The sequence below is a fragment of the Streptomyces sp. Ag82_O1-12 genome, from assembly GCF_900182715.1.
GTDB lineage: Bacteria > Actinomycetota > Actinomycetes > Streptomycetales > Streptomycetaceae > Streptomyces > Streptomyces massasporeus.
The window spans coordinates 3,084,395-3,110,476 of sequence record NZ_FXUW01000001.1; the positions used below are offsets into that span (position 1 = coordinate 3,084,395).

The window sequence follows — 26,082 nt, forward strand, 5'->3', positions numbered from 1 at the left end:
GGACGGTGATCCGCGTTGCGCTCGACAATATACGGATGTGATGATCCCGGGCATGGCTGAAGGCGGGGGCGGCAGCCCGGAGGTGTCCAGGTCCAGGCTGTATGACTACCTGGAGAAGGCTGATCCGGACGACGAGGTCGGGCAGGCGCCGGGGGGCAGCGTTGAATCGCCATCGCATGGCCCCTTGATGGGGCCTGCCATACAGCCGACCGCCGTGGCCCCCTCCCTGGGTAGCGCGGACGACGTCGCCCGTGCCCGCCGTGAGTTCTCCGCGCTGCTGGGGGAGTTCCGTCGTACACCCGTACTCGTACCGCTCGACGAGGATGAGGCCCCCTTGGTCGGGGACTATGGCGGCATCCGCTGGATCTACGCCTTCTCGGACGAGCCGGCGTTGGCCCGGTTCGCGGTCGCGAGGGGTGAAGGCTCGCGGGAGTGGGAGTACCGGCGGGTGTTGGGGGCGCGGTTGCTGGATGCCGGTGTTCCGGCGACGGGGGTGCCGACCGGGGTGGCGTTGGACGTGGGCAGTGACCGGGACGGCGTGCTGTTCCCGCCGGTGGCGGGGATCGTGCCGGATGAGGCCGCGGTGGACGCGGAGACGGTGGACGGGGAGGACCGCGGTGAGCGGTGAAACGGGCGGCAGGGATCTCCAGGCGATCGGCCTTGAGGTCATCGCGCAGGGCATCACGATGACCCTCTCCGAGTTGAAAGAGCTCGGCATGGACAGTCTCGCCGGTTCCGGCCGTGGCTTCGAGGAACTCGCGCTGTCCGGACTAGAGTTGGGGCACGAGGGGCTGACCTCGGCGTTCAAGTCGTTCTGTGAGCGCTGGGAGTGGGGCGTGCGTGGCCTTGTGATCGAGGGCAACCTCTTCGCGCAGAACGTGGGCCTCTCTGCGGGCACGTTGCACGAGACGGATCAGTACGTGGAGGGCGCCCTGAAGATCGGCGTCAACTCCCTGATGGGCAACCCGTATGCCTCTGAGGATGAGGTCACGCAGATGGGCTGGCGCCAGATCGCCGGCACCGGTATGGACTCGCTCAGGAACCCGGACTACAGCGGTGATTCCTTCGAGCGGGCGTGGGACAACAGCAAGCAGGGCTGGATGGATGCGAGCCGCGATGTGATGACCTCGCAGGCGATGTCCGGCCCGATACCCGGTCCGCTGAACGTTCAGCAGGCCGCGGGTGTGAGTGACGAGCAGTACGAGACCTTCATGGACGCTGCTTTCGGCCCCTCCGCCGAAGAGCGGGCTGAGCAGCAGCATCTACAACCGCGACAGCAGGGTGGGGAGACCGGCTGATGGGCTTCGGTGACTTCGTCAACGGGGGTCTGGACAAGTTCGAGGACGGTTGGGACGCGGGTAAGAAGCTTGTCGGTGAGGGCATCGACAAGGGCACTGACCTGATTGGTGCGGGTCTGGAGAAAGTCGGTGCCGAGGGCTGGGCCGACAAGGTCGAGGACTTCGGCGACGAACTGGCCTCGGACCTCGGTGCCACGCCGGGTGAGCAGCAACTCGGGCAGAGCGAGCAGGCGAACGAGCTGATCCACGGCAACCCGGGCACCATCCGGGCGTCCGCCTCGCACCTGAAGGACTTCCAAAAGGCCTTCGACAAGGTCGGCGACGGGATGCGGAAGCTGGACTCCTCGCACTGGAAGGGCGAGGCCGCCGACACGTTCCGCGAGAAGTTCGCCATGCACCCGACCAAGTGGCTGCACGCGGCGGACGCCTGTGAGAAGGCGGCCAAGGCTTTGCAGGACTTCGCCGACACGGTCAAGTGGGCGCAGGGTCAGGCCCAGGACGCCATCGACCTGTACAAGAAGGGCAGGAAGGCGTCGGACGACGCGGTCGACTCCTACAACAAGCGCGTCGACGCCTACAACGCCAAGCTGAAGACGGACGAGGACCCGGGCCCGCGTCCCGAGCCCTTCAAGGATCCGGGCACCGCCGACATCAAGCGCGCCCGCGAGATCCTCGCCGAGGCCCGCCGCCAGCGCAACGACGCCGGCCGCACCGCGGCGTCTTCCGTGCAGGCCGCCCTCGCGCACGCGCCGGCCGAGCCGCCCGCGCTGGACCGCCTCCGGGCCAACGCGGAGGACGGGTACATAGCGCTCAACACCGAGATCCTGCATGTGGCAGGGGGTGTGGTGAAGGGGGGCGCGGGCCTGGTCAACTTCGCACGGGGCCTGAACCCGCTGGACGGCTACAACATCACGCATCCCGCCGAGTACCTCCAGAACGTCAGCATGACGCTCTCGGGTCTCGTCTCCACTGCCGCGCATCCCGAGCGTGTGGTGAAGTCCGCGTGGGAGGGCTTCAAGAAGGATCCGTCCGAGGGCATCGGCCGTCTGATCCCGGAGTTGATCGGCACCAAGGGGCTGGGGTTGGCCCGGGGCGGGCTGCGGGCCGCGGTGAAGGAGGGGATGGAGGGGGCGGCGAGCAGGGAAGCCAAGGGCGCGGCGGACGCCGCCAGAAGGCACCCGGAGCAGCACGACACCCCGAACCCGCGGGAGAAGGTCGAGCACGATCCCACGGACCCGGTCGACCTCACCACCGGCAAGATGTACCTGCCGCAGACCGACGTGGTGCTGCCAGGCGCCCTGCCCCTCGTCTTCAGGCGGCGGGTGGCGTCGGGATACCACTACGGCCGGTGGTTCGGCCCCTCCTGGTCGTCCACGCTCGACCAGCGTCTGGAGATCGACTCCGAGGGTGTCGTCCTCGTCACCGAGGACGGCCTGCTCCTGACCTACCCGCACCCGGCCCCGGGCCTCCCCACGCTTCCCTCCCACGGCCCGCGATGGCCGCTGGACCGCGAGAACGGTGGCTACACGGTCACCGACCCCACCACCCACCGCGTCTGGCACTTCGCCGACCGCACCGACGACCTGGCGGTCCTGGAACAGATCGACGACCGCCACGGCAACTGGATCACCTTCGAGTACGACGCCGAAGGCACCCCGCTGGCCGTGATCTCCAGCGGCGGCTACCACGTCCGTGTCACCACAGGGGCGGGCCGCGTGACGGCCCTCCATCTCGCCGCCACGGGCGAGGAGCTGAAGCGCTACGCCTACACGGACGGCCACCTCACCGAGGTCATCAACTCCTCAGGCCGACCTCTCCGTTTCACCTACGATGAGCTCGGCCGCGTAACCGCCTGGACGGACACCAACGACCGCGGCTACACGTACGAGTACGACGACCAGGACCGCTGCGTCGCCGAGGGCGGCACGCACGGCCACATGACCCTGCGCCTGTCCTACGACGAGACGGACCCGGAGACCGGCCTGCGCGTGACGACCACGACCACCGCCGAGGGGCACACCCGGCGTTACGTCGTCAACGACGCCTGTCAGATCGTCGCCGAGACCGACCCGCTCGGCGCGGTCACCCGCTTCGAACGCGACCGCTACCACCGCCTCCTCTCCCGCACCGACCCTCTCGGCCACCGCACCACGTTCCACTACGACGAGTCCGGCAACCTCCTCACGCTGATCCGCCCGGACGGCCGCGAGGCAAGGGCGGAGTACAACGAACTCGGCCTGCCGGTGAAGGTGGTGAACTCCGACGGCACGGTGGTCCGCCAGACGTACGACGACCGGGGCAACCGCACCTCGGTGACCGCGCCGTCGGGCCGGACCACGCACTTCACCCACAACGATGCGGGCCACGTCACCTCCGTAACCGATCCGCTGGGCCACACGACCACGATCGTGTCCGACCGCGCCGGCCTCCCCCTTCAGATCACGGCCCCCCTCGGCGCGACCACCCGCTACCAACGCGACGCCTTCGGCCGCCCGGTCACCCTCACGGACCCCACGGGCGCCGTGACCCGCCTGGAGTGGACGGTGGAGGGCCACCTGACCCGCCGTACCGCTGCCGACGGCTCGACGGAGTCATGGACGTACGACGGCGAGGGCAACTGCACCACCCACACCGACCCGATCGGCGGGGTCTCCCGCTTCGAGTACACCCACTTCGACCTGCTGACCGCCCGTACCGGCCCGGACGGCGTGCGCTACGACTTCGACCACGACCTCGAACTGCGGCTGACGAAGGTCACCAACCCGCAAGGCCTGACGTGGAACTACGAGTACGACGCAGCCGGACGCCTCATCACGGAGACGGACTTCGACGACCGCACGCTCACCTACACCTACGACCCGGCCGACCGTCTGACCTCCCGGAGGAACGCGCTCGACGAGGTGACGCAGTTCGAGCACAACGAGCTGGGCCAGGTGATCCGCAAGGACGCCGCAGGACGGGTCACGACGTACGCGTACGACATGACCGACCAGCTCGCCGAGGCCATCGGCTCGGACGGCACACGCCTGACCCTCCTGCGCGACCGCTTCGGCCGCCTGCGCTCGGAGACGGTCGACGGCCGCACGATGACCTACACCTACGACGAGCTGGGCCGCCGCACGGGCCGTACGACCCCGACCGGCGCGACGACGACATGGTCGTACGACGCCGCGGGCCGCCGCACCGGCATGGTGGCCTCAGGCCGCTCCATCGACATCACCTATGACCCGGCAGGCCGCGAACTGACCCGCCGCATCGGCGAGACGGTCGCCCTGGAGCACACCTTCGACCCCCTGGGCCGCCTGACCACCCAGTCGGTAACGGGCACCGGCGACCATGCCGTGCAACACCGCTCCTACACCTACCGCGCCGACGGCAACCTGATCGGCATCGACGACCACCTCGCCGGCTCCCGCCGCTTCGACCTGGACGCGACGGGCCGCGTGACGGCGGTCCACGCAGCGAACTGGTCGGAGACGTACGCCTACGACGCGGCGGGCAACCAGACGGCGGCACACTGGCCGACATCCCATCCCGGCGGTGAGGCGACCGGCACCCGCGAGTATGTGGGCACCCGCATCACCCGAGCCGGCAACATTCGCTACGAACACGACGCCCTCGGCCGCATCACCCTGCGCCAGAAGACCCGCCTGTCCCGCAAGCCGGACACCTGGCGCTACGAATGGGACGCGGAGGACCGCCTCACCTCGGTGACGACTCCGGACGGCACGCGCTGGCGCTACACGTACGACCCCCTGGGCCGCCGCACGACGAAGCTCCGCCTGGCGAAGGACGGTGACGCGGTCGTCGAGTGCGTGAATTTCACGTGGGACGGCAGGACCTTGTGTGAGCAGAGGACCAGTTCTCCGACATTTCCGAACCCGGTCACTCTCACATGGGACCATCAAGGCTTTCGCCCGGTATGCCAGGTCGAACGCATCACCTCGGCTGACGCCCCGCAGGAGGAAATCGACTCCCGCTTCTTCGCGATCGTCACCGACGTCGTCGGCACTCCCACCGAACTCATCGACGAGTGTGGCGACATCGCATGGCGCACCCGTAGCACCCTCTGGGGCACCACCGCCTGGGCAGAAGACAGCACCGCCTACACACCGCTTCGTTTTCCGGGACAGTACTACGACCCTGAAACCGGCCTTCACTACAACTGTTTTCGACAGTATGACCCCGAAACTGCTCGTTACCTTACGACCGATCCTCTCGGACTCGCGCCGGCCCCCAACCCTGTCGCCTACGTCCTCAATCCGCATACCTGGGCCGACCCCCTTGGCCTCGCGCCGGCTGACTGCCCCAAGGCGAATCGTGTTGGACGTAACCTGGGTGATGCGAAGGCCCAGGCGTTGCGAGACGCTGGAATCCCGGACGGTGCGGAGCCCATCGACGTGAATAACTATGTACCTGCCACTACGCCGGAATGGCAAGGGGCGAAGCAGTTGATGGGTGACGACCATCAGCCGATCTGGTACACGGAGGAGGTGTACGAACACCCGAACGGGCAGGACCTCGTGGTGTTCCAGGATCATTGGTTCGGGCATCAAAAGCCCGGTGAACCCGGATACCAGGGGCCGCACGTTCACGTAAGGCCTTTCGAGGACACGCGCAATGGACAAATCCCGGGCTGCGAGGAGCATTATTACTATGACAGATGATCTTCTGGTGGCGAATGCTGAGCTGTTGCGCACTTTGTACAGTGACGGCCTCCCCTCGCTGCACAATGTCAGGCTTCGGTCTGTAAATCTCAACTGGCGAGGACCCGCGGTAACCTTGCGGATGGACCTGCCAGACTTTCCGGACGAGCCACCAGAAGCGTGGCGGCGGGCGGGATTGGACACAGTTCAGTGCCAGCTTCAGTTCCTGGCCGTGGAGCACATCCGCCTTCAAGGTTGGAACCCTCCCGTCATTGCTCGCATCGATGTGACCCCGATCAATGCAGAACGAAGGACACGTGTCCGTGTGACGGGCACTGGAATGCGCTTGGAATTCACCAGCTCAGGCACTGCCCTGATCGGCCATTTCAGTGCATTCGCGAGGCAGGCGGATGGTTCGGACGGAGGGCGACATCAATTCCTGCGTCGAATCGACGGAATTCGCCATTCTGGAATTCCAGACACGAGCGAGAGGGCCTTTTATGAACGCATCTGAGTGGGCCGGAATGATCGTGGACCAGGCTGGCCTCGCGGACTTTTATCCTGCGCCCCCGCCGCTGAATTCCTGCGAAGTTTCTTACGTGCATATCGATGAGCGGGATTCCTCCGCAACACTGGGATTCAGTACCAAGGCATGGCCTTCGCGTCCGTCGGATGAGTGGCTGGCGAAGGGGCACAACACCCTGGAGTTCTACATCAAGTTCACTGGTGTGCATGACTTGCTTGTCGACGGCTGGGGTCCACCAGGACACAAGAACGTCGTGTTGGCCCACCAGCTTGGCGGTGGAATCATGGTCTCCATCGAGGAGGTCGGGTCTGTCGTCAAATTCCTGGCCGACGCGGCCTCTGTGACTCATACGCACGCGTACAGAGCCGCTGCGGAGTGACCTCTCTCGGGCTGGTTGCCGGAGCACCAGTCATGCCGGGCCCGGAGGCCGGCGGCCCTCTTGCAGGACCGCGAAGAAGATAACGGCGCGCGTTCAGCAGAGGATCCAGCCGGAGCTGAACTTCCCCCTGCCGACCTGCCCCTTGAGCCAGACGCAGCGGCGTCCGGCGTGCACGGTCACCGGGCCCGCGTGGTGGGCGTACTTGCCCTCGTCGACGACGGGCCGGTTGCCGCGCGCCTGCACGCTCACCGACATCTTCTGCGCGGCGCCGGGCCTCTTGGGGAGGGTGACTGCGCAGACGTAGCCGCCGCGCTTGTAGACGAGCACGGTCCCGGTGGAGAACGGCAGGGTACGGACCTTGCGACCGGGGCAGAGCGCGGTGGCGGCCTGGGCGTCACCCGGCGCCGCGACGGCGAGCAGTCCGGACGCGGTCAGCACGGCCAGCCCGAGCGCGAGCCGCCGGCGTATCGCTCCACTGTGCACTGTCGTCCTCCCGTACCGCGTCGTCCGCGACCATCGGCGTACGCACGTACGGACGCATGACGTAGGTCGGACGGTTGCGCGAGTGTTGCGAAAACGCGGCCCGGCGCGGCGTTCGGGATGGGCCGTGAGGGCGCCCTCGAGTTCACCCGTCAGCGGGACACGCCGACCGGCTCCTCCGGTTCGGGTGCGCCGATGAACGTCCGCCACAGCTCCGCGTACCGGCCCTCGCGCGCGAGGAGCTCCTCGTGCGTGCCGTCCTCGATGACCCGGCCGTGGTCCATGACGACGACCCGGTCGGCGCGGGCGGCGGTGGTGAGGCGGTGGGCGACCACGAGCGTGGTGCGGCGGCCGGCCAGGCGGTCGGTGGCCTGGTTGACCTGGGCCTCCGTGGCCAGGTCCAGGGCGGCCGTGGCCTCGTCGAGCAGCAACACGTCCGGGTCGACCAGCTCGGCGCGGGCCAGCGCGATCAGCTGGCGCTGCCCGGCGGACAGGTTGCGCCCCCGCTCGGCGACCTCGTGGAGATACCCGCCGTCCAGCGTGGCGATCATGTCGTGCGCGCCGACCGCCCGAGCCGCCGCCTCGACCTCGGCGTCGGTGGCGTCCGGGCGGCCGTAGGCGATGGCGTCGCGGACGGTGCCCTGGAAGAGGTACGCCTCCTGCGGGACGACTCCCAGACGGTGCCGGTACGAGGTGAGGTCGAGGGCCCGCAGATCGGTGCCGTCGACGGTGACCCGGCCGCCGGTGGGGTCGTAGAAGCGGGCCACGAGCTTGACGAGGGTCGACTTGCCCGCGCCGGTCTCGCCGACGAAGGCGACGGTCTGCCCGGCGGGGATGCGCAGGTCGACTCCGCCCAGGGCCGCCTCGCCCTCGTCGGCGGCGCCGTAGGCGAAGCGCACGTCCTCGAAGGCGATCTCGCCCCGCAGGGACAGGACCTCCATGGGCTCGTCGGCGGACTTCGTCGACGTCGGCTCCTGGAGCAGCTCCTGGATGCGGCCCAGCGACACGGTCGCCTGCTGGTAGCCGTCGAAGACCTGGGAGAGCTGCTGCACGGGCGCGAAGAACAGATCGATGTAGAGCAGGTACGCCACCAGCGAGCCGATCGCGAGCGTCCCGTCGTCGACCCGGGCCCCGCCCACGATCAGCACGGCCGCCGCGGCCACCGACGACAGGAACTGCACGAACGGGAAGTACACCGAGATCAGCCACTGGCCCCGGATGCGGGCCTCGCGGTAGCTGTCGCTGCGCTCGGTGAACCGCCGCCCGCCGTCCCGCTCGCGCCGGAAGGCCTGCACGATCCGCAGCCCGGACACCGACTCCTGGAGGTCGGCGTTGACCACCGACACGCGTTCGCGGGCCAGCTCGTACGCCTTCACGCTCGCCCGGCGGAAGAAGAACGTGGCGATGATCAGCGGCGGCAGCGTCGCGAAGACGACCAGTGCCAGCTCCACGTCGATCACCAGCAGCGCGACCATGATCCCGAAGAAGGTGACGACCGAGACGAAGGCCGTGACCAGGCCCGTCTGGAGGAACGTCGACAGCGCGTCCACGTCGGTGGTCATCCGGGTCATGATCCGCCCGGTCAGCTCGCGCTCGTAGTAGTCGAGCCCGAGGCGCTGGAGCTGGGAGAAGATCTTCAGCCGCAGCGAGTACAGGACCCGCTCGCCGGTACGGCCGGTCATCCGGGTCTCGCCGATCTGGGCCGCCCATTGCACGGCCACCGTCAGCAGCCCGAGCAGGGCCGCCGCCCACACCGCGCCGAGCGCGGCCTGGGTGACGCCCGAGTCGATGCCGTGCCGGATCAGCACGGGCAACAGCAGGCCCATGCTCGCGTCGGTGGCGACCAGGGCGAGGCTGACCAGCAGCGGCAGCCCGAAGCCGCGCAGCAGCCGGCGCAGGCCGTAGGAGTCCTCCGGCTGGACGGCCTTCGCCTCGTCGACGTCCGGTACGTCGGTGGCCGGGGGCAGCGCCTCGACCTGGGCGAGCAGCTCGGGGGTGGCGGGGCTCTCGGCGAGGGCCAGGTCCTTGCGCTCGCGGTCGCCGGTCCACAGCCGTGGCGTGATCCCGCGCTCGGCGTCGAACTCGGCGTCGAGCTCGTCCCGGACGGAGGTGTCCTCCTGCGGGCAGGCGGGCGGGGTGTGGCCCGGGGAGACCGCGCCCAGCTCGTCGGGATCGGTGAGCAGGCGCCGGTACAGGGCGGAGCGCCGCTGGAGCTCTTCGTGGGTGCCGATGTCGGCGAGGCGGCCGCCGTCCAGGACGGCGATGCGGTCGGCGAGGTTCAGGGTGGAGCGGCGGTGGGCGATCAGCAGGGTCGTACGGCCCCGCATGACGCCCTTCAGCGCCTCGTGGATCTCGTGCTCGACCCTCGCGTCCACGGCGGAGGTGGCGTCGTCCAGGACCAGCAGGCGCGGGTCGCTGAGGATGGCGCGGGCCAGGGCGACGCGCTGGCGCTGACCGCCGGAGAGGGTGAGGCCGTGCTCGCCGACGGTGGTGTCGTAGCCGTCGGGCAGCTCGGCGATGAAACGGTCCGCCTGGGCGGCGCGGGCGGCCTTCTCGATCTCCTCCTGGGTGGCCTCCGGGCGGCCGTAGGCGATGTTGTTGCGGACCGTGTCGGAGAAGAGGAAGGAATCCTCGGGGACGAGGCCGATCGCGGCGCGCAGCGACTGCGTCGTCAGCTCGCGCACATCGTGCCCGCCGACCAGGACGGCCCCGCGGGTGACGTCGTAGAAGCGCGGCAGCAGGAGGGAGACCGTGGACTTGCCGGAGCCGGAGGAACCGACCACGGCGAGGGTCTCGCCCGGCTGGATCTCGAAGGAGAGGCCGTCCAGGACGGCACTGGTTTTGCCGTGGGCCCCGTCGTAGCCGAAGGAGACGTCGTCGAACTCGACCGTCGCCGGGGCGTCGGCGGGCAGGTCCTTGTGGCCGTCCTCGATCGACGGCTCGGTGTCGATCAGCTCCAGGACGCGCTCGGTGCCGGCGCGGGCCTGCTGGCCGACGGTGAGCACCACCGCGAGCATGCGGACCGGGCCGACCAGCTGGGCGAGGTAGGTGGAGAAGGCGACGAACGTACCGAGCGTGATGTGCCCGCGTACCGCCAGCCAGCCGCCGAGCGCGAGCATCGCGACCTGGCCGAGGGCGGGGACGGCCTGGAGGGCCGGGGTGTAGAGGGAGTTCAGGCGGACGGTGCGCAGCCGGCCCGCGAACAGCCGGCGGCCGACCTCCCGGAGCTTGCCGGTCTCCTGCTCCTCCTGCCCGAAGCCCTTCACCACGCGTACGCCGCTGACGGCGCCGTCGACCACGCCCGCGACGGCGGCGGCCTGGGCCTGGGCGTACCAGGTGGAAGGGTGCAGCCGGGTGCGGCTGCGCTTGGCGATCCACCAGATGGCGGGCGCGACGGCCAGGGCGACCAGGGTGAGCGGCCAGGACAGCCACGCCATGATCACCAGGGAGATCAGGAAGAGCATGAAGTTCCCGATGGTCATCGGGAGCATGAAGAGCAGGCCCTGGATCAGCTGGAGGTCGCTGGTGGCGCGGCCGACGACCTGGCCGGTGGACAGCTCGTCCTGGCGGCGGCCGTCGAGCCGGGTGATGGTGCCGTACATCTCGGTCCGCAGGTCGTGCTGGACGTCGAGGGCGAGACGGCCGCCGTAGTAACGGCGGATGTACGTGAGGACGTAGACGACCAGGGCGGCGGCGACGAGGAGGCCGGCCCAGGTGGTCATGTCCCTGGTGTGGTCGCTGATGACGTCGTCGATGATCACCTTGGTGATCAGCGGGACGAGGGCCATCACGGCCATGCCGGCCAGCGAGGACCCGAGGGCGAGCACGACGTCCTTCGGGTGGCGCCACGCATAGGCCCACAGTCGTCGCGCCCATCCCCGTTTCGGTGTCACACCGGTGCCTTCCGTCCGTCCTGAGCTGCCGGAAGGCGTCAACATGCGCGAGGGCGGATTTCATCCCGCCGTAACGATTCCTCCCGAGGGAAGGTCGGCCGTTCCGGTGAGTCGGCCACACGGAGAGGCACTAGCCCGCCTTGTGGTCGTTTGCCCGGATATGGAAAACATTCTTCCCCCCGCGCTCTACACCATCCTCGCCATCGTCAGGAGGCTCCTGGACGTCCTCGGCTAGAACCGGTCAGCTCGCCGCCAGATCCTTGTGGATGACCTTGGCCACGGCCTGGATGGTGGCGATGCCGTAGTTCATCGTGCTGTTGCCGTGGGACAGCACGGTCATCACGTAGTCGTGGCCGCCGCCCTTGAACGCGCCGACGCTGTGCACCCGCCATCCGTTCGTGGAGCGCTGCAACCAGCCGTTCTTGACGGCCACCGAGACGCCTGAGGGCACTCCGTACGGGGTGCCCCAGCGCTGGGACGAGACGACCTGGCCCATCAGCTTGACGATGTAGGCGCGGGAGTTGTCGCTGAGGACCGCGTTCTTGGCGGTGAGGAGCTTCAGCAGCTTCTGCTCGTCGGTGACGGTGATCTGCGTCAGACCCCAGTAGCCGTTCGCGCCGGGCTGGGTCTGCGTCATACCGGCGGCCTTGAGGAAGTTCTTGATCTTCGTCAGGCCGAGCTGCTTCCACAGGGTGGAGGTCGCCGCGTTGTCCGACTTGGTGATCATCGCCTTGGCGAGGGTGTTCTCGCGGTCGGTGAGGTACCGGTTCGTCTTCTTCGCGTCCCACAGCAGCGTGGCGAGGACGGTGACCTTGACGACACTGGCCGAGTCGTAGGCGGAACTCGCGCGCAGGGTGCAGGTCGTGTCGGTGCTGCGGTCGTAGAGGCCGACCGCGACCGTGCCCTTGCGGGTGGCGAGCGCGGCGGTGATGTCCTTCTTCAGCTTGGCGGCGAGCCCGGCCTTGGCGGACGTGCAGGTCACGGCCGGCGGGGCAGCGGCGGCGGGCGTGGCGGCGGCGACGAGCGGCACGAGAACGCCCGTACCCACGGCCGCCGCGAGCACTCTCGCGCGGCGGGATATCCCAGAAGTCATGCACCCCTTGACTGCCGGACGCGGGCGAATGGTTGTAGGGGTGGCGAAGGCTTGTACGAGTCGTTACCGGAGACCGCCCGGTTTCACAGGCGGCGGCCAGCTTCGGCACAGCGGCCTCCCAACGCGGCTGCCCACCATGCTCGGGTGACCTCTGCCACCGAAACCCAGCTCCGCGCCGCCGAGCCCCCTGCGGCCCCGCCCCAGGACGCCGCCCCCGCGCCGCGTTGGTCCCTCCCCGCGCTGCTCGCGATCCTCGCGCTGGCCGCGGTGCTGTACTCCTGGAACCTGTCCGGATCCGGCCTCAACAGCTTCTACAGCGCCGCCGTGCTGAGCGGCACCGAGAGCTGGAAGGCCTGGTTCTTCGGCTCGTTGGACGCCGGGAACTTCCTCACCGTCGACAAGCCACCGCTCGCGCTGATGGTCATGGGCCTGTCCTGCCGGGTCTTCGGCTACGGCACCTGGCAGATGATGGCGCCGATGGTCGTGGCCGCCCTGGGCACCATCTGGATCCTGCACTCCTCGGTGAAGCGGGTGTTCGGGCACGCGGCGGCGGCCGTGGCAGCCCTCGTGCTGGCCCTGACCCCGATCACGGTCGCCATCAACCGGGACAACAACCCCGACACACTGCTGGTGTTCCTGATGGTGGCCGGTGCGGCGCTCGCCCTGCGCGCGACGCGCGACGGCCGGCTGCTGCCGCTGCTCGGCTCGGCGGCCTGCTTCGGGCTCGCCTTCAACACCAAGATGCTCCAGGGGTACATCGCGCTGCCCGCCGTGTTCCTGGTGTATCTGTACGCGGCGAAGCCCGCGGTGGTGAAGCGCCTCGTGAATCTGGTCCTCGCCGCGGTGGTGCTGGCCGTCTCCAGCTTCTGGTGGGCCGCGGCCGTGTCGCTGGTCCCGGCCTCGGAGCGGCCGTACATCGGCGGTTCGACGGACGGCACCGCCTGGAACCTGATCATGGGCTACAACGGCCTCGGCCGGATCCTCGGCGGCGAGGGCAACGGCGGGGGCGGCGGAGGCGGCGGCTTCTCCGGCACCGCGGGCCTCGGCCGGATGTTCAACGACATCCTCGGCGGCCAGATCTCCTGGCTGATCCCCTTCGCGGGCATCGCGCTCGTCGGCGGGCTGGTGCTGTGCGGCCGTGCCGCGCGCACGGACCTCCCCCGGGCCGCGCTCGTGCTGTGGGGCGGCTGGACCGTACTGCACTACCTGACCTTCGCCCTGGCCGAGGGCACCATGCACCCGTATTACACGACCGCGCTCGCCCCGGGCATCGCGGCGCTGTGCGGAGGCGGCGGGGTGCTGCTGCTGCGGGCCTTCCGCGCGGACCGGCGGTGGGTGTGGGTGCTGCCTCTGGCGCTGGGTGTCACGGCCGTCTGGGCGGCGGTGCTGCTGCGCCGGGCCTCCGGCTGGAACACCTGGCTGTGGCCGGCCGTCCTGGTCGTCATGGCGCTGGCCGTGGTGGGGCTGTTCGCCTTCCGCTCCGGCGCCTCGGCGCTGCGGCTGCGGTTGCTGGCGGTGTCGGTGGCGGCGGCCGTCGTCGCGGCGGTGGCGGGTCCGGCGGCGTACGCCTGGTCGGTTCCGTCGTCGGGCGCGAGCGGCGGCATGGGCGGTACGAACCCGACGGCCGGGCCGACCACGGGCAGCGGCTTCGGCGGGCCCGGGGGCGGGGGCCGGGGGATCCCGGGCGGGGGCTCGGGCGGTCCCGGTGAGGGCGGCCGGCAGGGCGACAACACCCAGGCCGGGGGCGGCTTCCCCGGCGGCGGGATGCCGGCGGCCGGGCAAAGCGGGCAGGCACCCGGCGGCACGCAGAGCGGGCAGGCTCCGGAAGGCACGCAGGGCGAGCAGGCTCCCGGCGGCACGCAGCGCGGCCAGGCTTCCGGCGGCATGCAGGGCGGCCCCGGTGGTGGCGGCATGGGCGGTGGCGCGAGCAGCGAGCTGATCGCGTACCTCAAGAAGCACCAGGACGGCGCCACGTGGCTGCTGGCGGTGTCGAGTTCACAGGGTGCCGCCCAGCTCATCATGAGCAGCGGGGAGCCCGTCATCTCGATGTGGGGCTGGTCCGGCAGCGACAAGGCGATGACGCTCACCAAGCTCAAGGAACTGGTGAAGAAGGGCGAACTGCACTACGTCCAGCTCGGCGGCGGCATGGGCGGCGGCCCGGGCGGCGGTTCCTCCGTCAGCTCCGAGGTCACGGCGTGGGTGCGGAAGCACGGAACGGCGGTGAAGGAGAGCGACTACAGCAACAGTACGAGTACGGGCTCCGGCAACGGCTCCGAATCCTCTTCGCAGTCCGGCCAGTCGGCCGTCTACCGCCTGGACGCGTCCGACGTCAGCTGACCCGACGCGACCGCACACCGTCGAACGGCCCCGGCCCCTCGGTCCGGGGCCGTTCCCGCGTCCCCGATCATGTACACCGGTGTCCGGGGAACGGGTGAAGGGAAACGCAGCGGTGGGCTACTGCCTCGAGATGAGCACCGGCGACATGAGAACGGTGGTGCGGCTGCTCACGGCGGTGGAGCGGACCGAGCAGCAGGAGCGCACACTCGCCCGGGTGCGCACGGAGTGCGAGCGGACCGACGCCCGCTTCCGGGAGCAGGGCATCGACCTCGACGTCTCCATCAGCCGGGCCCTGGACGAGCTGATCGACGGCACCCCGAGCACCGATCGCTGCCCCGCGTACAGCTACGCCTTCTACCAGGCCGTCGCGGCGCACTTCTCCGACCCCACCGACCTCGGTGCCTGGCGCCGGCCGACGTGGTTCCACGCCATGGACGACGAACTGGCCCGGCACGGCGTGCCGTCCGACCTCCTCCCGGGCGCGTTCCTGTTCAGCGGCCCGCCGCTGCGGCTGCCGCACCCCGGCGACGCGGTGCCCGCGATCGGCACGCTGCCGGCCCGGCGCGCCGCCGACCTCGCGGACGCCTACACGCGCGTACGCGACCGCCTCGACCCCGAATTCCGGGGCACGGCCCGCCGGTTCGTCGAGGCCATGCGGTGCGAGGCCGAGGAGTGGGAGAGCGCGCGGCAGCTCGGGACGAACCCTGACACGCTGCTCTTCTGGCTCCACTGACCTCTGCCGGAACTCTTGACGCCACCTTTCCCACCGGGATACTTGCGGTCGACAGCGCGCCAACTGCCGCGTCGAACAAGGGATTTGAGTGGCCGGCGGCGTCAGTTTGTCCGAGATCCCGAACGTCGTGCGAAGTTTCGCAAGTTTCGTGACGACCACCCCCCACAGGAGGATCCGCACATGAGCCCACGCAAGGCCCTCATAGCCGCCCTGACCGCCGCTCTGCTGGCCGGCCCCGGTGTCGCCCAGGCCGCCACCCCCCAGGCTCCGCCCGCCCCCGCCCCCGCCCGGGACCGCGCCGCGGCGGCCACCATCACCTGGTCCCTCGTCCGCGCGAGCAACCCCACGGCGGACCAGAGCTCGGCCTACGACCTCATCACCAAGGCCATGAACGCGGCGGTGGCCCGCTACAACAACCTCAGCGACCTGGGCAAGACCCTCACCGTCCGCTACGAGCCGGGCGTCCCCACCGCCGACGGCAACATCAACGGCACGATCCGCTTCGGCAGCAACCGCAGCTACATGAGCGAGCGGACGGCCCTGCACGAGATCGCCCACACCATCGGTGTGGGCACCAGCTCGGGCTGGTCCCGCCTCGGCGGCAGCGGCACCTGGACCGGCGGCCAGGCCACCGCGCTGGTCAAGCAGTACGACGGCTCGGGCGCCAAGATCTCCACCGGCGGCGGCCACTTCTGGCCCTACGGCCTGAACTACGACAACGAGTGGTCGGGCACGGCCGCCGACCGCCACGTCCACATCGTCGCCGCGATGGTCCGCGACGGCCTGTAGACGACCGGGCGGTCGCCCGCCCGGGCCCCTCGGGCGGCGCGTCGGACGCTGCGGACCCGGCCGGCGCTCACCCCAGGTGCGTCGGCGCGAACATCCGCAGCACGGCCGGGAGCAGGACCACCGAGGGCCCGGGCGCCGCGAGCGCCTTGGCGAGGTCCTGCTCCAGGTTCTCCGGGGTCGTCCGGACCCCGGGGACGCCGAAGGACTCCGCCAGGGCCACGTAGTCGGGCCGTGACAGTTCCGTCGCCGTCGCCTCGCCGAACGCGTCGTTCATGTACTCGCGCAGGATGCCGTAGCCGCCGTCGTCCACGATCAGCCAGGTGACGTTCAGGTCGTACTGGCGGGCCGTCGCCAGCTCGGCGATCGAGTACAGGGCCCCGCCGTCGCCGGAGACGGCGAGGACCGGCCGGGTCGGGTCGGCCGCCGCCGCGCCGAGTGCGGCGGGGAAGGCGTAACCGAGGCCGCCCGCGCCCTGGGCGGAGTGCATGTGATTGGGGCCCTTGGCGTCGAAGGCCGACCAGGCCCAGTACGCGAGGATCGTCATGTCCCAGAAGGACGGGGAGCTGGCGGGGAGCGCCCTGCGGACGGACGCCAGCACGTCCTGCTCCAGGGTGAGTTCCTGGGAGTCGATACGGTCGGCGACCTTCGCGAGCACCTCGCGGACCCGGCCCTCGGCCGTCGCGTCCTCGCGTTCCGGGACGGTCTCCAGCAGCGCCTGCAACGCGAGGCGGGCGTCCGCGTGGATGCCCAGCGCCGGGTGGTTGGACTCCAGCTTGCCGAGGTCGGCCTCGATCTGGACGACCCGGCCGCGCGGCTTGAACGTGTGGTAGTTCGAGGAGAGTTCACCGAGGCCGGAGCCGACGACCAGGAGGACGTCGGCGTCCTCCAGGAAGTCGGTGGTGTGCCGGTCCTCGATCCACGACTGGAGCGACAGCGGGTGGGTCCAGGGGAACGCGCCCTTGCCGCCCGGGGTGGTGACGACCGGCGCTTGGAGCCGCTCCGCCAGCTGCCGCAGCTTGCCGGAGGCGTCCGCCCGGACCACTCCCCCGCCCGCGATGATCGCCGGACGGGCCGCCTTGGACAGCAGATCGGCGGCCACGGCGGTCAGTTCGGGGCGCGGCGGCAGCTCCTCGGGGAAGGCGTCGCCGCCCGTCACGACCGGGATCGCCGTCTCGGCGAGCAGCACGTCCTGCGGGATCTCCACCCACACCGGGCCGTGCGGAGCGGTCAGCGCCGACGTCCAGGCCGCCTCGATCGCGGAGGGGATCTGGGACTGGGTGCGGACGGTGTGGACGGACTTGACCACGCCCCGGAACGAGGCGGCCTGGTCCGGGAGTTCGTGGAGGTAGCCGTGCCGGCCGCCGCCGAGGCCCGCCGTCGGGACCTGGCTGCTGATCGCCAGCACGGGCGCGGAGGCCGCCGCCGCCTCCTGGAGAGCGGCCAGGGAGGTCAGGGCCCCCGGGCCGGTCGACAGCAGCAGCGGCGCGGCCTCACCGGTGATCCGGCCGTAGGCGTCCGCCGCGAACCCGGCGTTGTTCTCCACCCGCAGGCCGATGTAATTGAGGTCCGAGCGGCGCAGCGCGTCGAACATGCCGAGGGCGTGCTGGCCGGGCAGCCCGAAGACGGTCGTGGCGCCGAGCCCGGCCAGCGTCTCCACGACCAGGTCTCCGCCGTTGCGGCCGGGAGGAGGGTTGAGGGCGGCCTCCGTCTGGGCGGGCGTGGGGCGGAGCACCAGGTCGTGGTCGTGAGTCACTTCGCTTCCGAGTCCTTCCGGGCCGCGGCGATCTGGCGCGACATGATCGTGGTCAGTTCGTAGGCGGTGTGGGACGCCGCCACCGATGTGATCTCCGCGTGGTCGTACGCGGGGGCCACCTCGACGACGTCGGCCGACACCAGGTTGCAGGATGCCAGGCCGCGCAGGATCTCCAGCAGTTCGCGCGAGGTCATGCCGCCGGCCTCGGGGGTGCCGGTGCCGGGGGCGTGGGCCGGGTCGAGGCAGTCGATGTCGATGGAGATGTACAGCGGCCGGTCGCCGATGCGCTGGCGGAGCTGGTCGGCGACCTCGTCGGCGCCACGCCGGTAGACGTCGGCCGACGTGACGATGCCGAAGCCCATCTTCTCGTCGTCGGTCAGGTCCTGCTTGCCGTAGAGCGGGCCGCGGGTGCCGACGTGGGACAGGGCGGAGGTGTCGAGGATGCCCTCCTCGACCGCGCGGCGGAACGGGGTGCCGTGCGTGTACTCGGCGCCGAAGTAGGTGTCCCAGGTGTCGAGGTGGGCGTCGAAGTGCAGCAGGGCGACGGGGCCGTGCTTCTTCGCGACCGAGCGCAGCAGGGGCAGCGCGATGGTGTGGTCTCCGCCGAGGGTCATCAGGCGGGCGCCGGTGCCGAGCAGGTCGTCCGCGGCGGCCTCGACGGTCTCGACGGCCTCGTTGATGTTGAACGGGTTCACGGCGATGTCGCCGCCGTCCGCGACCTGGGCGAGGGCGAACGGGGAGGCGTCCTGCGCCGGGTTGTACGGGCGCAGCAGCCGGGACGCCTCACGGATCGCGTTGCCGCCGAAGCGGGCGCCCGGCCGGTACGAGACGCCCGAGTCGAACGGCACGCCCACGACGGCGACATCGGCCCGGCCGACCTCGTCCAGCCGGGGCAGCCGGGCGAAGGTCGCCGGTCCCGCGTACCGGGGGACGCGGGAGGAGTCGACGGGCCCGCGCGGAGTCTCGTTGCTGCTCATGAAGAAATGCTCTCTTTCCTACGCTTCATCGCGTGTGTACTGCTATGTACTGCTTGTTCTACGACTCTACTGGGACACGGGGGTCGGTTCGGACGCGAGTTCGGTAGACCGGCCCGCGAGCCGCTCGCGCCAGGCGGTGAGGACGGCGGCGTCGGTGGCGGGGGTGGCCAGGGAGACGACCAGATAGGCGGCGAGGGAGGCGAGCAGGCCGTAGTAGACGGGCTCGTTGGCGAGGATGCCGTACGTCGCCATGAGCACGATGACCGCGAGTCCGCCGGCCACGACCGAGGCGAGAGCGCCGTGGACGGTGCCCCGCTTCCAGACCAGCCCGCCCAGGATCGGCACCAGCAGTCCGCCGACGAGGAGGTTGTAGGCGACGGTCAGGGCCTCCACGACGTTGTCGATCGCGATGGCTGTGCAGATGACCGCGAGCCCCATGACCAGGATGAAGAGACGGTTGCCCGTCACCTCGTCATGGTCGTCCACGGTTTCGGCCGGTGCCTTGCCGAGGCCCCGCAGCCGGGACCAGATGTCGTTGTTGGCGACGGTCGCGCAGGCGATCAGCGCGCCGGAGGACGTCGACATCACTGCGGCGAGGGCGGCGGCCAGCACCAGGCCGCGCACCCCGACGGGCAGTTCGTCCTTGACGATGGTCGCGAAGGCGTCGTCCGGGCTGCCGAGCCCCGGGTACAGCACCTTGGCCGCGGTGCCGATGACGGCGCCCGCGAGGGCGTAGGCGAGGCAGTACGTGCCGGCGACGGTGCCGCCCCACTTGGCGGTCCGGTCGCCGCGGGCGGTGAAGACGCGCTGCCAGATGTCCTGCCCGATGAGCATGCCGAAGGTGTAGATCAGCACGTAGGTGAAGATCGTCTCGCCGCCGATGCCCAGCGGGTCGAAGTACGCGGTGGGCAGCTGCGCCTTCATCTCGCTGAAGCCGCCCGCCTTCACGACGGCGATGGGCAGCAGCAGGAGCAGCACGCCGATGGTCTTCACGACGAACTGCACCATGTCGGTCAGGGTGATCGACCACATGCCGCCGAGGGTGGAGTACGCGACGACGATCGAGCCGCCGAGGACGATCGCGACCGTGCGGTTCATGTCGAACAGGACGTCGAAGATCGTGGCGTACGCGATGGTCGAGGTGACCGCGAGCATCAGCGTGTACGCCCACATGACGACACCGGAGATGATCCCGGCGCGCCCGCCGCCGTAGCGCAGGTCGAGCATCTCGGAGACGGTGTAGACCTTCAGCCGGGCGATGCGGGCGGAGAAGAAGACGGACAGGGCGAGCAGCCCGAGGCCGATGGTGAAGACCATCCAGGCGCCGGACAGGCCGTACTGGTAGCCGAGGCCCACACCGCCGATGGTGGAGGCGCCGCCGAGGACGATCGCGGCCATGGTGCCGGAGTACATGGCCGGGCCGAGGCGGCGGCCCGCCACGAGGAATTCGCTCTTGGAGCGGGCGCGGCGCATGCCCCACCAGCCCATGGCCAGCATGCCGGCCAGGTACACGACGATGACGGCGTAGTCGACGGCCATGAGGGCCTCCTTCGATCGGTGTCGCCGGCGGGTGACGAGGACTGACCTTAGGTGGCCGGAAAGCGACTGCGAAGTGTACGTTTCATCCATTGGAGCCGGTGCTGGATGGAGGGAACGCACACCATGCCGGATCCGGCGGTCCCGCCCACCCCGCCCGTCCCGCTGACCGCGCTGCTGGCCCGCGAGGACCTTGGCCTGCGGCAGCTCGCGGGGCCGCCCGCCGAGGGCGTCGTCGTCCACTGGGTGCACACCTCGGAGATGGCCGACCCCTATCCGTATCTGCTGGGCGGTGAGCTGCTGCTCAGCGCCGGCGTGCACATCCCGGAGGGGGCGGGTCCGGGGACCTCGTACTTCGACGACTACGTCTCCCGGATCGTGGCCGCGGGCGGGGCCGCCCTCGGCTTCGGGGTGGCGCCGGTGCACGACACGGTGCCGGAGGCCCTGGTCGCGGCCTGCGCCTCGCACGGCCTGCCCCTGCTGGAGGTGCCGCCCCGCACCACCTTCTCGGGCGTGGCCCGCGCGGTCTGGCAGCTGATGGCCCGGGCCCGCCTCGCCGAACTCCGCCGCGTCACCGAGGCCCAGCAGAGCCTCGCCACCGCCGCGTCCCGCCCCGACCCGGTCCCCTCCGTCCTCCGCCAACTCGCCCAGCGGCTGGGCGGCTGGGCGGTGCTGTACGGGCCGGAGGGGACGGAGATCGCGGGAGCGGGGCGGGAGCCCGGGGACGAGGCGCGGGGGGCGCTGACGCGGCTGGGTGAGGTGGTGCGGCCGCCGACGACGCGGCCCGGCCCCACCTCGCCCCACGCGCCACGGCAGGCCGAGCCCGGCGCCCCGACCCGGTCCGAGCGTCCCGCGGCGGCGGCACCCACCGACCCCGGCCGCCCCGCCCCCGCCTCCGCCACCGACTCCGTCGCCGGGCTGCATCTCGCCGCCTACAGCCTGGGCGCCGGGCACGGGTTCGTGCTCGGGGTCGCCGCTGCGCAGCGGACCCCCGGTGACCACACCGTCGCCTCCGTCGCGGCCGTGCTGCTGTCGCTGCTCACCGGCGAGCAGCAGAGCGGCACCGGGGCCGCCCGTTCCTCCGCGCTGGTGCGGATGCTGCTCGGCGTGCCGCGCGAGGAGGTCGCGTCGCTGCTCGGCGACGGGCCGTGGGTCGTCGTGCGGGCCCGGCCGGACGGAGACGGTGCCCCCGACCCCGTCGCGGCCTCCGCGCTCGGCGCCGCGCTCGGGTCCGCGCTGATCGACCCGGCGGGGGACGTCGTACGGGTCCTGGTCCCTGCCGACCGGGCGCCGGCCGACCCGCTGCCCGGCTGGACCCTGGGCATCAGCGCCGCCGTGGAGCCGGAGGACTGGCCCGCCGCCGACACCCAGGCCGCCCGCGCCCTGGCCCGGGCCCGTGCCACCCGCGCCCCGCTGCTCCGGCACGGCGCACGCCCCGCCTTCGCCGACCTGGTCCCGCCCGGCGAGGCGGCGGCCCATGCCCACGCCCTGCTCGCCCCCGTCACGGCCCACCCCGCGCTCACCGAGACCCTGCGCACCTGGCTCTCCCTGCACGGCAGCTGGGACCGCACGGCCGTCGCCCTGTCCGTGCACCGCAACACCGTGCGCCAGCGCGTCGCCCGCTGCGCGGCCCTGCTCGCGACGGACCTCGACGACCCGGACGTACGGATGGAACTCTGGTTCGCGCTGCGGCACGTCTGAGTACATGAGCGGGGTACCGCTGAGTACGTGACGCACGTCCCAGCGCTCGATACGCCAGGGACGCCCACAGGCGGCTGCCTCACAATGGATGTCATGCCGATATCCGGGACACCCAGCCGCGCCGAACTCGTCGAACACCTCGTCAGGACGCGCATCGCGGGCGACGTCGCCACCCCCCGCGAGAACAACCTCTCCCACTACCGCAAGCTGGCGAACAGCGACCGCCACTACTGGTTCGGGCTGGAACTCGGCGACCGCTGGGGCGACGAGCAGGACGTCCTCGCGGTGATGGCGGAGCGGGTGGGGGTCAACGACGACCCGGAGTACCGGTACGGCCAGGACACGATCGACCCGGAGCTGACCGTCGACGGGCTTGAGCGGATGGCAGGGCGGCTGCGCAAGGCGGCGGACGGGCAGCAGCGCGTCCTCTTCGCCACCGGCCACCCCGGCGGCCTCCTCGACGTGCACCGCGCGACCGCGGCGGCGCTGCGCGCGGCCGGCTGCGAGATCGTCGTCATCCCGGAGGGGCTGACGACCGAGGAGGGCTACGTGATGCAGTTCGCGGACGTGGCGGTCCTGGAGCACGGCGCCACCCTGTGGCACACCCACTCGGGCGAACCCATGAAGGCGATCCTGAAGGGCCTGGAGCGCGAGGGGCGCCCGCTGCCCGACCTGGTCGTCGCCGACCACGGCTGGGCGGGCTACGCGGGCCAGCACGGCGTCGACTCCGTCGGCTACGCCGACTGCAACGACCCGGCCCTCTTCATCGCCGAGGCCGAGGGCACCGTGCAGGTGACGGTGCCCCTCGACGACCACGTGATCAGTCCCCGGCACTACGACCCGATGACGGCGTACCTGCTGGCGGAGGCGGGCCTCAGCCAGTGACCGGATCGCGCGGGACGCGGACCACGCCCTCCTGGATCACGGTGATGGCGAGCCGCCCGTCCTGCGTGTAGATCCGGGCCTGCCCCAGTCCCCGGCCGCCGTACGCGGACGGGGACTCCTGGTCGTACAGCAGCCACTCGTCGGCGCGGAACGGCCGGTGGAACCACATCGCGTGGTCGAGCGAGGCCCCCACCACGTCCCCGACGGCCCAGCCGCCGCGCCCGTGCGCGAGCAGCACGGAGTCGAGCAGCGTCATGTCGGAGACGTACGTGGCGAGCACGACGTGCAGCAGGGGGTCGTCGGCCAGCTTGCCGTTGGTGCGGAACCACACCTGCGAGTGCGGCTCGCGCGGCTCCCCGAACGTCCCGTACGGCGGCTCGTCGACGTACCGCAGGTCGACGGCGGCGCGGGCCTCGATGAACTTCTCCACCACGACGGGGTCGAGATGCCCGTACCCGCGCAGCCGCTCCGCACCGGTCGGGAGGCTCTCGGGGTCGGGTGAGAGGGGCATCGGCTCCTGGTGATCCAGCCCGTCCTCGTACGTCTGGAAGGACGCCGAGAGGTGGAAGATCGGCTTGCCGTGCTGGACGGCGACCACCCGGCGGGTGGTGAAGGAGCGGCCGTCGCGGATCCGGTCGACGGTGTAGACGATGGGCGCGCCGGGGTCGCCGGGGCGCAGGAAGTACGCGTGCAGCGAGTGCGCGGGCCGGTCCTCGGGGACCGTGCGCCCGGCGGCGACGAGTGCCTGGGCCGCGACCTGCCCGCCGAAGACCCGAGGGACGACGGCGGACCGGGACCGGCCGCGGAAGATGTCCTCCTCGATCTGCTCGAGGTCGAGGAGATCGAGGAGGTCCTGTAGTGCCTGGCTCATAGGGTCGTTGTACCGGCCAGTGATCGCGTCTCGGTGTCGGGGGCCTTACAGGCCCATGTTCTTGGCGATGATCGACTTCATGATCTCGCTCGTGCCGCCGTAGATGCGGTTGACGCGGTTGTCCGCGTACAGGCGGGCGATGGGGTACTCGTTCATGAAGCCGTAGCCGCCGTGCAGCTGGAGGCAGCGGTCGATGACGCGGTGGGCGACCTCGGTGCAGAACAGCTTGGCGCTCGCGGCCTCGGCGGGGGTGAGCTCACCGGCGTCCAGGGCCTCGGTCGCGCGGTCGGCGACGGCCTCGGCGGCGTCCACCTCGGCCTGGCAGGCGGCCAGCTCGAACTTGGTGTTCTGGAAGGACGCGACCGTCTTGCCGAAGACGGTGCGGTCCTGGACGTACTGCTTGGCGAACCGCACGGCGGCCTTGGCCTGGGCGTAGGCACCGAAGGCGATGCCCCAGCGCTCGGAGGCCAGGTTGTGGCCGAGGTAGTAGAAGCCCTTGTTCTCCTCGCCGAGCAGGTCCTCGACGGGCACCTTGACGTCGACGAACGCCAGCTCGGCGGTGTCGGAGGTCTTCAGGCCGAGCTTGTCGAGCTTGCGGCCGACGGAGTAGCCCTCGGACTTGGTGTCCACGGCGAAGAGGGAGATGCCGTGGCGGCGGTCCTCGGCGGTCGGCGCGGAGGTGCGGGCGCAGACGATCATGCGGTCGGCGTGCACGCCGCCGGTGATGAAGGTCTTGGCGCCGTTGAGGACGTAGTGGGTGCCGTCCTCGCTCAGCTTGGCGGTGGACTTCATGCCCGCGAGGTCGGAACCGGTGCCCGGCTCCGTCATCGCGATGGCCCACATCTCCTCGCCGGAGACGAACTTCGGCAGGAACCGCTTCTTCTGCTCGTCGGTGGCGAGCATCTTGAGGTACGGCAGGGCGAGCAGCACGTGCACGCCGGAGCCACCGAACTGGACGCCGGCACGAGCGGTCTCCTCGTACAGCACGGCCTCGAACTTGTGGCTCTCCAGGCCCGCGCCGCCGAACTCCTCGGGCACGTTGATGCCGAAGATGCCCAGCTCACCGAGCTTGTAGTAGAAGTCGCGGGGCGCCTGGCCCGCCGCGAACCACTCGTCGTACACCGGTACGACCTCGGCCTCGATGAAGGCGCGGATGGTCTCCCGGAACGCCTCGTGATCCTCGTTGAACACCGTACGGCGCACGCCGCCACCTCCACGACTTCGCATGTCTAAGCGCTTGCTCAGCCAAAGATACCGGCGGGTATCAGCGACCGTCCAGGGTGGGGGTGGGGTAACGCTCGTCACGCCGATCACGCCGGTAGGCACCGAGAGCCCGCGCATCACCGGTGGATACCGAGGGTCTGCTCGCCGGTGGGCACCGAGGGTCCGCGCGTCACCGGTGGATACCGAGGGTCTGCTCGCCGGTGGGCACCGAGGGTCCGTGCGTCGCCGATGGATACCGAGGGGCCGCGCGCCGCCGGTGGGTACCGAGGGTCCGTGCGTCACCGGTGGGCGCCGAGGGTGGGTCCGCGCGTCAGTTCTCCGCCGCCGCGAACGCCCCCCGGGCCATCCGGTGCAACAACTCCGCCGTGGCCCCCCGGCCGGGCAGCGACCCCGCCCTCCCCAGATGCGGCGTCGAGTTCAACAACCCGAACACCGAGTGCACGGCAGAACGAGCCGCAGGCTCCCCCAACCCCGGGTACACCTCCCGCACCACCCCCACCCACAGCTCCACGTACTGCCGCTGCAACTGCCGCACCATCTTCCGGTCGGTGTCCCGGAGGCGGTCCAGCTCACGGTCGTGCAGGGTGATCAGAGGCCGGTCGTCGAGCGCGAAGTCGATGTGCCCCTCGATCAGCGAGTCGAGGACCGCCTCCGCCCCACCCCCGTCCGCCTCCGCCAGCCTCCGCTTCGCCCCGGTCAGCAACTGCCCGCTGATCCCCACCAGCAGCTCCGCGAGCATGGCGTCCTTGCCCGCGAAGTGCCGGTACAGCCCGGGCCCGCTGATCCCGACCGCGGCGCCTATCTCGTCGACTCCGACCCCGTGGAAGCCCCGCTCGGCGAACAGCCGAGCGGCCTCCTTGAGGATCTGCTCGCGGCGGGTGGGGGCGTCGGTTCTGGTGGCCATGAAAACAATTCTAGACAGGGAGGTTAGCGGTCGTTAACCTGAAGGAAATGTGTTAAC

General features: G+C 70.6%; 19 protein-coding genes. 10 read left to right on the forward strand and 9 right to left on the reverse strand.

The features are described 5' to 3' along the window. Positions 1-52: 52 nt before the first annotated feature. Genes QOL88_RS14160 through QOL88_RS14180 form a run of 5 tightly spaced genes read left to right on the forward strand, consistent with a single transcriptional unit; the run spans position 53 to position 6,849 of the window. Positions 53-628 (forward strand): hypothetical protein, encoded by a 576-nt coding sequence (locus tag QOL88_RS14160; RefSeq protein ID WP_097222987.1) that lies wholly within the window; start codon positions 53-55, stop codon positions 626-628. Continuing rightward, the gene (locus QOL88_RS14165; RefSeq protein WP_097216779.1) at positions 618-1,298 is read left to right on the forward strand and encodes a hypothetical protein; all 681 of its coding nucleotides are present in this window, start codon (positions 618-620) and stop codon (positions 1,296-1,298) included. The genes QOL88_RS14160 and QOL88_RS14165 overlap by 11 nt, the downstream gene beginning before the upstream one ends. Then, positions 1,298-5,965, forward strand: coding sequence for a putative T7SS-secreted protein (locus tag QOL88_RS14170; protein ID WP_097216780.1), 4,668 nt, complete (start codon positions 1,298-1,300; stop codon positions 5,963-5,965). Before QOL88_RS14165 ends, QOL88_RS14170 begins: the two co-directional genes overlap by 1 nt. Next, positions 5,955-6,458, forward strand: a complete 504-nt coding sequence (locus QOL88_RS14175; protein WP_179878858.1) for an Imm50 family immunity protein — start codon at positions 5,955-5,957, stop codon at positions 6,456-6,458. The genes QOL88_RS14170 and QOL88_RS14175 overlap by 11 nt, the downstream gene beginning before the upstream one ends. Next, a complete protein-coding gene (locus QOL88_RS14180) occupies positions 6,445-6,849 on the forward strand; it encodes an Imm50 family immunity protein (RefSeq protein ID WP_179878859.1) in 405 nt (134 codons plus the stop codon). Before QOL88_RS14175 ends, QOL88_RS14180 begins: the two co-directional genes overlap by 14 nt. A gap of 93 nt (positions 6,850-6,942) precedes the next feature. Here QOL88_RS14180 and QOL88_RS14185 read toward each other — a convergent pair whose 3' ends face one another. From QOL88_RS14185 to QOL88_RS14195, 3 genes are all read right to left on the reverse strand, one after another. Next, positions 6,943-7,332 (reverse strand): hypothetical protein, encoded by a 390-nt coding sequence (locus tag QOL88_RS14185; protein ID WP_097216782.1) that lies wholly within the window; start codon positions 7,330-7,332, stop codon positions 6,943-6,945. 149 nt (positions 7,333-7,481) lie between these two features. After that, positions 7,482-11,222 carry an ABC transporter ATP-binding protein gene (locus tag QOL88_RS14190; protein ID WP_097216783.1) on the reverse strand — a complete coding sequence of 1,247 codons (3,741 nt, stop codon included), beginning with the start codon at positions 11,220-11,222 and terminating at the stop codon, positions 7,482-7,484. A gap of 241 nt (positions 11,223-11,463) precedes the next feature. Beyond that, positions 11,464-12,315, reverse strand: a complete 852-nt coding sequence (locus QOL88_RS14195) for a serine hydrolase (protein ID WP_097216784.1) — start codon at positions 12,313-12,315, stop codon at positions 11,464-11,466. A 144-nt stretch (positions 12,316-12,459) separates the two neighbouring features. On the opposite strand from QOL88_RS14195, the gene QOL88_RS14200 reads away from it, so the two are divergent. The 3 genes from QOL88_RS14200 to QOL88_RS14210 all read left to right on the forward strand — a co-directional run bounded on the left by QOL88_RS14200 (position 12,460) and on the right by QOL88_RS14210 (position 16,174). Next, the gene (locus QOL88_RS14200) at positions 12,460-14,652 is read left to right on the forward strand and encodes an ArnT family glycosyltransferase (RefSeq protein ID WP_097216785.1); all 2,193 of its coding nucleotides are present in this window, start codon (positions 12,460-12,462) and stop codon (positions 14,650-14,652) included. Between the two features lie 112 nt (positions 14,653-14,764). Beyond that, complete coding sequence (locus QOL88_RS14205) at positions 14,765-15,385, forward strand: DUF7691 family protein (protein WP_179878860.1); 621 nt, start codon at positions 14,765-14,767, stop codon at positions 15,383-15,385. Between the two features lie 180 nt (positions 15,386-15,565). Beyond that, positions 15,566-16,174 (forward strand): hypothetical protein, encoded by a 609-nt coding sequence (locus QOL88_RS14210; protein ID WP_097216786.1) that lies wholly within the window; start codon positions 15,566-15,568, stop codon positions 16,172-16,174. Between the two features lie 67 nt (positions 16,175-16,241). On the opposite strand, the gene QOL88_RS14215 is transcribed toward QOL88_RS14210, so the two are convergent. The 3 genes from QOL88_RS14215 to QOL88_RS14225 form a co-directional block, all read right to left on the reverse strand. Next, a complete protein-coding gene (locus QOL88_RS14215) occupies positions 16,242-17,927 on the reverse strand; it encodes a thiamine pyrophosphate-binding protein (RefSeq protein WP_097216787.1) in 1,686 nt (561 codons plus the stop codon). After that, complete coding sequence (gene speB, locus QOL88_RS14220; protein ID WP_030838119.1) at positions 17,924-18,904, reverse strand: agmatinase; 981 nt, start codon at positions 18,902-18,904, stop codon at positions 17,924-17,926. The genes QOL88_RS14215 and speB overlap by 4 nt, the downstream gene beginning before the upstream one ends. A gap of 66 nt (positions 18,905-18,970) precedes the next feature. After that, positions 18,971-20,443, reverse strand: coding sequence for a sodium:solute symporter family protein (locus QOL88_RS14225; RefSeq protein ID WP_097216788.1), 1,473 nt, complete (start codon positions 20,441-20,443; stop codon positions 18,971-18,973). 123 nt (positions 20,444-20,566) lie between these two features. Between QOL88_RS14225 and QOL88_RS14230 the strand changes: the two genes are divergently transcribed. Both QOL88_RS14230 and QOL88_RS14235 read left to right on the forward strand, forming a co-directional pair. After that, on the forward strand, positions 20,567-22,141 hold the full coding sequence (locus QOL88_RS14230) for a PucR family transcriptional regulator (protein ID WP_179878861.1): 1,575 nt from the start codon (positions 20,567-20,569) through the stop codon (positions 22,139-22,141). A gap of 93 nt (positions 22,142-22,234) precedes the next feature. Beyond that, the gene (locus tag QOL88_RS14235; RefSeq protein WP_097216790.1) at positions 22,235-23,026 is read left to right on the forward strand and encodes a phosphatase; all 792 of its coding nucleotides are present in this window, start codon (positions 22,235-22,237) and stop codon (positions 23,024-23,026) included. On the opposite strand, the gene tesB is transcribed toward QOL88_RS14235, so the two are convergent. The 3 genes from tesB to QOL88_RS14250 all read right to left on the reverse strand — a co-directional run bounded on the left by tesB (position 23,016) and on the right by QOL88_RS14250 (position 26,025). Continuing rightward, a complete protein-coding gene (gene tesB, locus QOL88_RS14240) occupies positions 23,016-23,897 on the reverse strand; it encodes an acyl-CoA thioesterase II (protein WP_097216791.1) in 882 nt (293 codons plus the stop codon). The genes QOL88_RS14235 and tesB overlap by 11 nt on opposite strands. Before the next feature lie 45 nt (positions 23,898-23,942). Further along, positions 23,943-25,100, reverse strand: a complete 1,158-nt coding sequence (locus QOL88_RS14245) for an acyl-CoA dehydrogenase family protein (protein ID WP_097216792.1) — start codon at positions 25,098-25,100, stop codon at positions 23,943-23,945. A 331-nt stretch (positions 25,101-25,431) separates the two neighbouring features. Further along, positions 25,432-26,025, reverse strand: a complete 594-nt coding sequence (locus tag QOL88_RS14250; protein ID WP_097216793.1) for an SACE_7040 family transcriptional regulator — start codon at positions 26,023-26,025, stop codon at positions 25,432-25,434. Positions 26,026-26,082 lie beyond the last annotated feature (57 nt).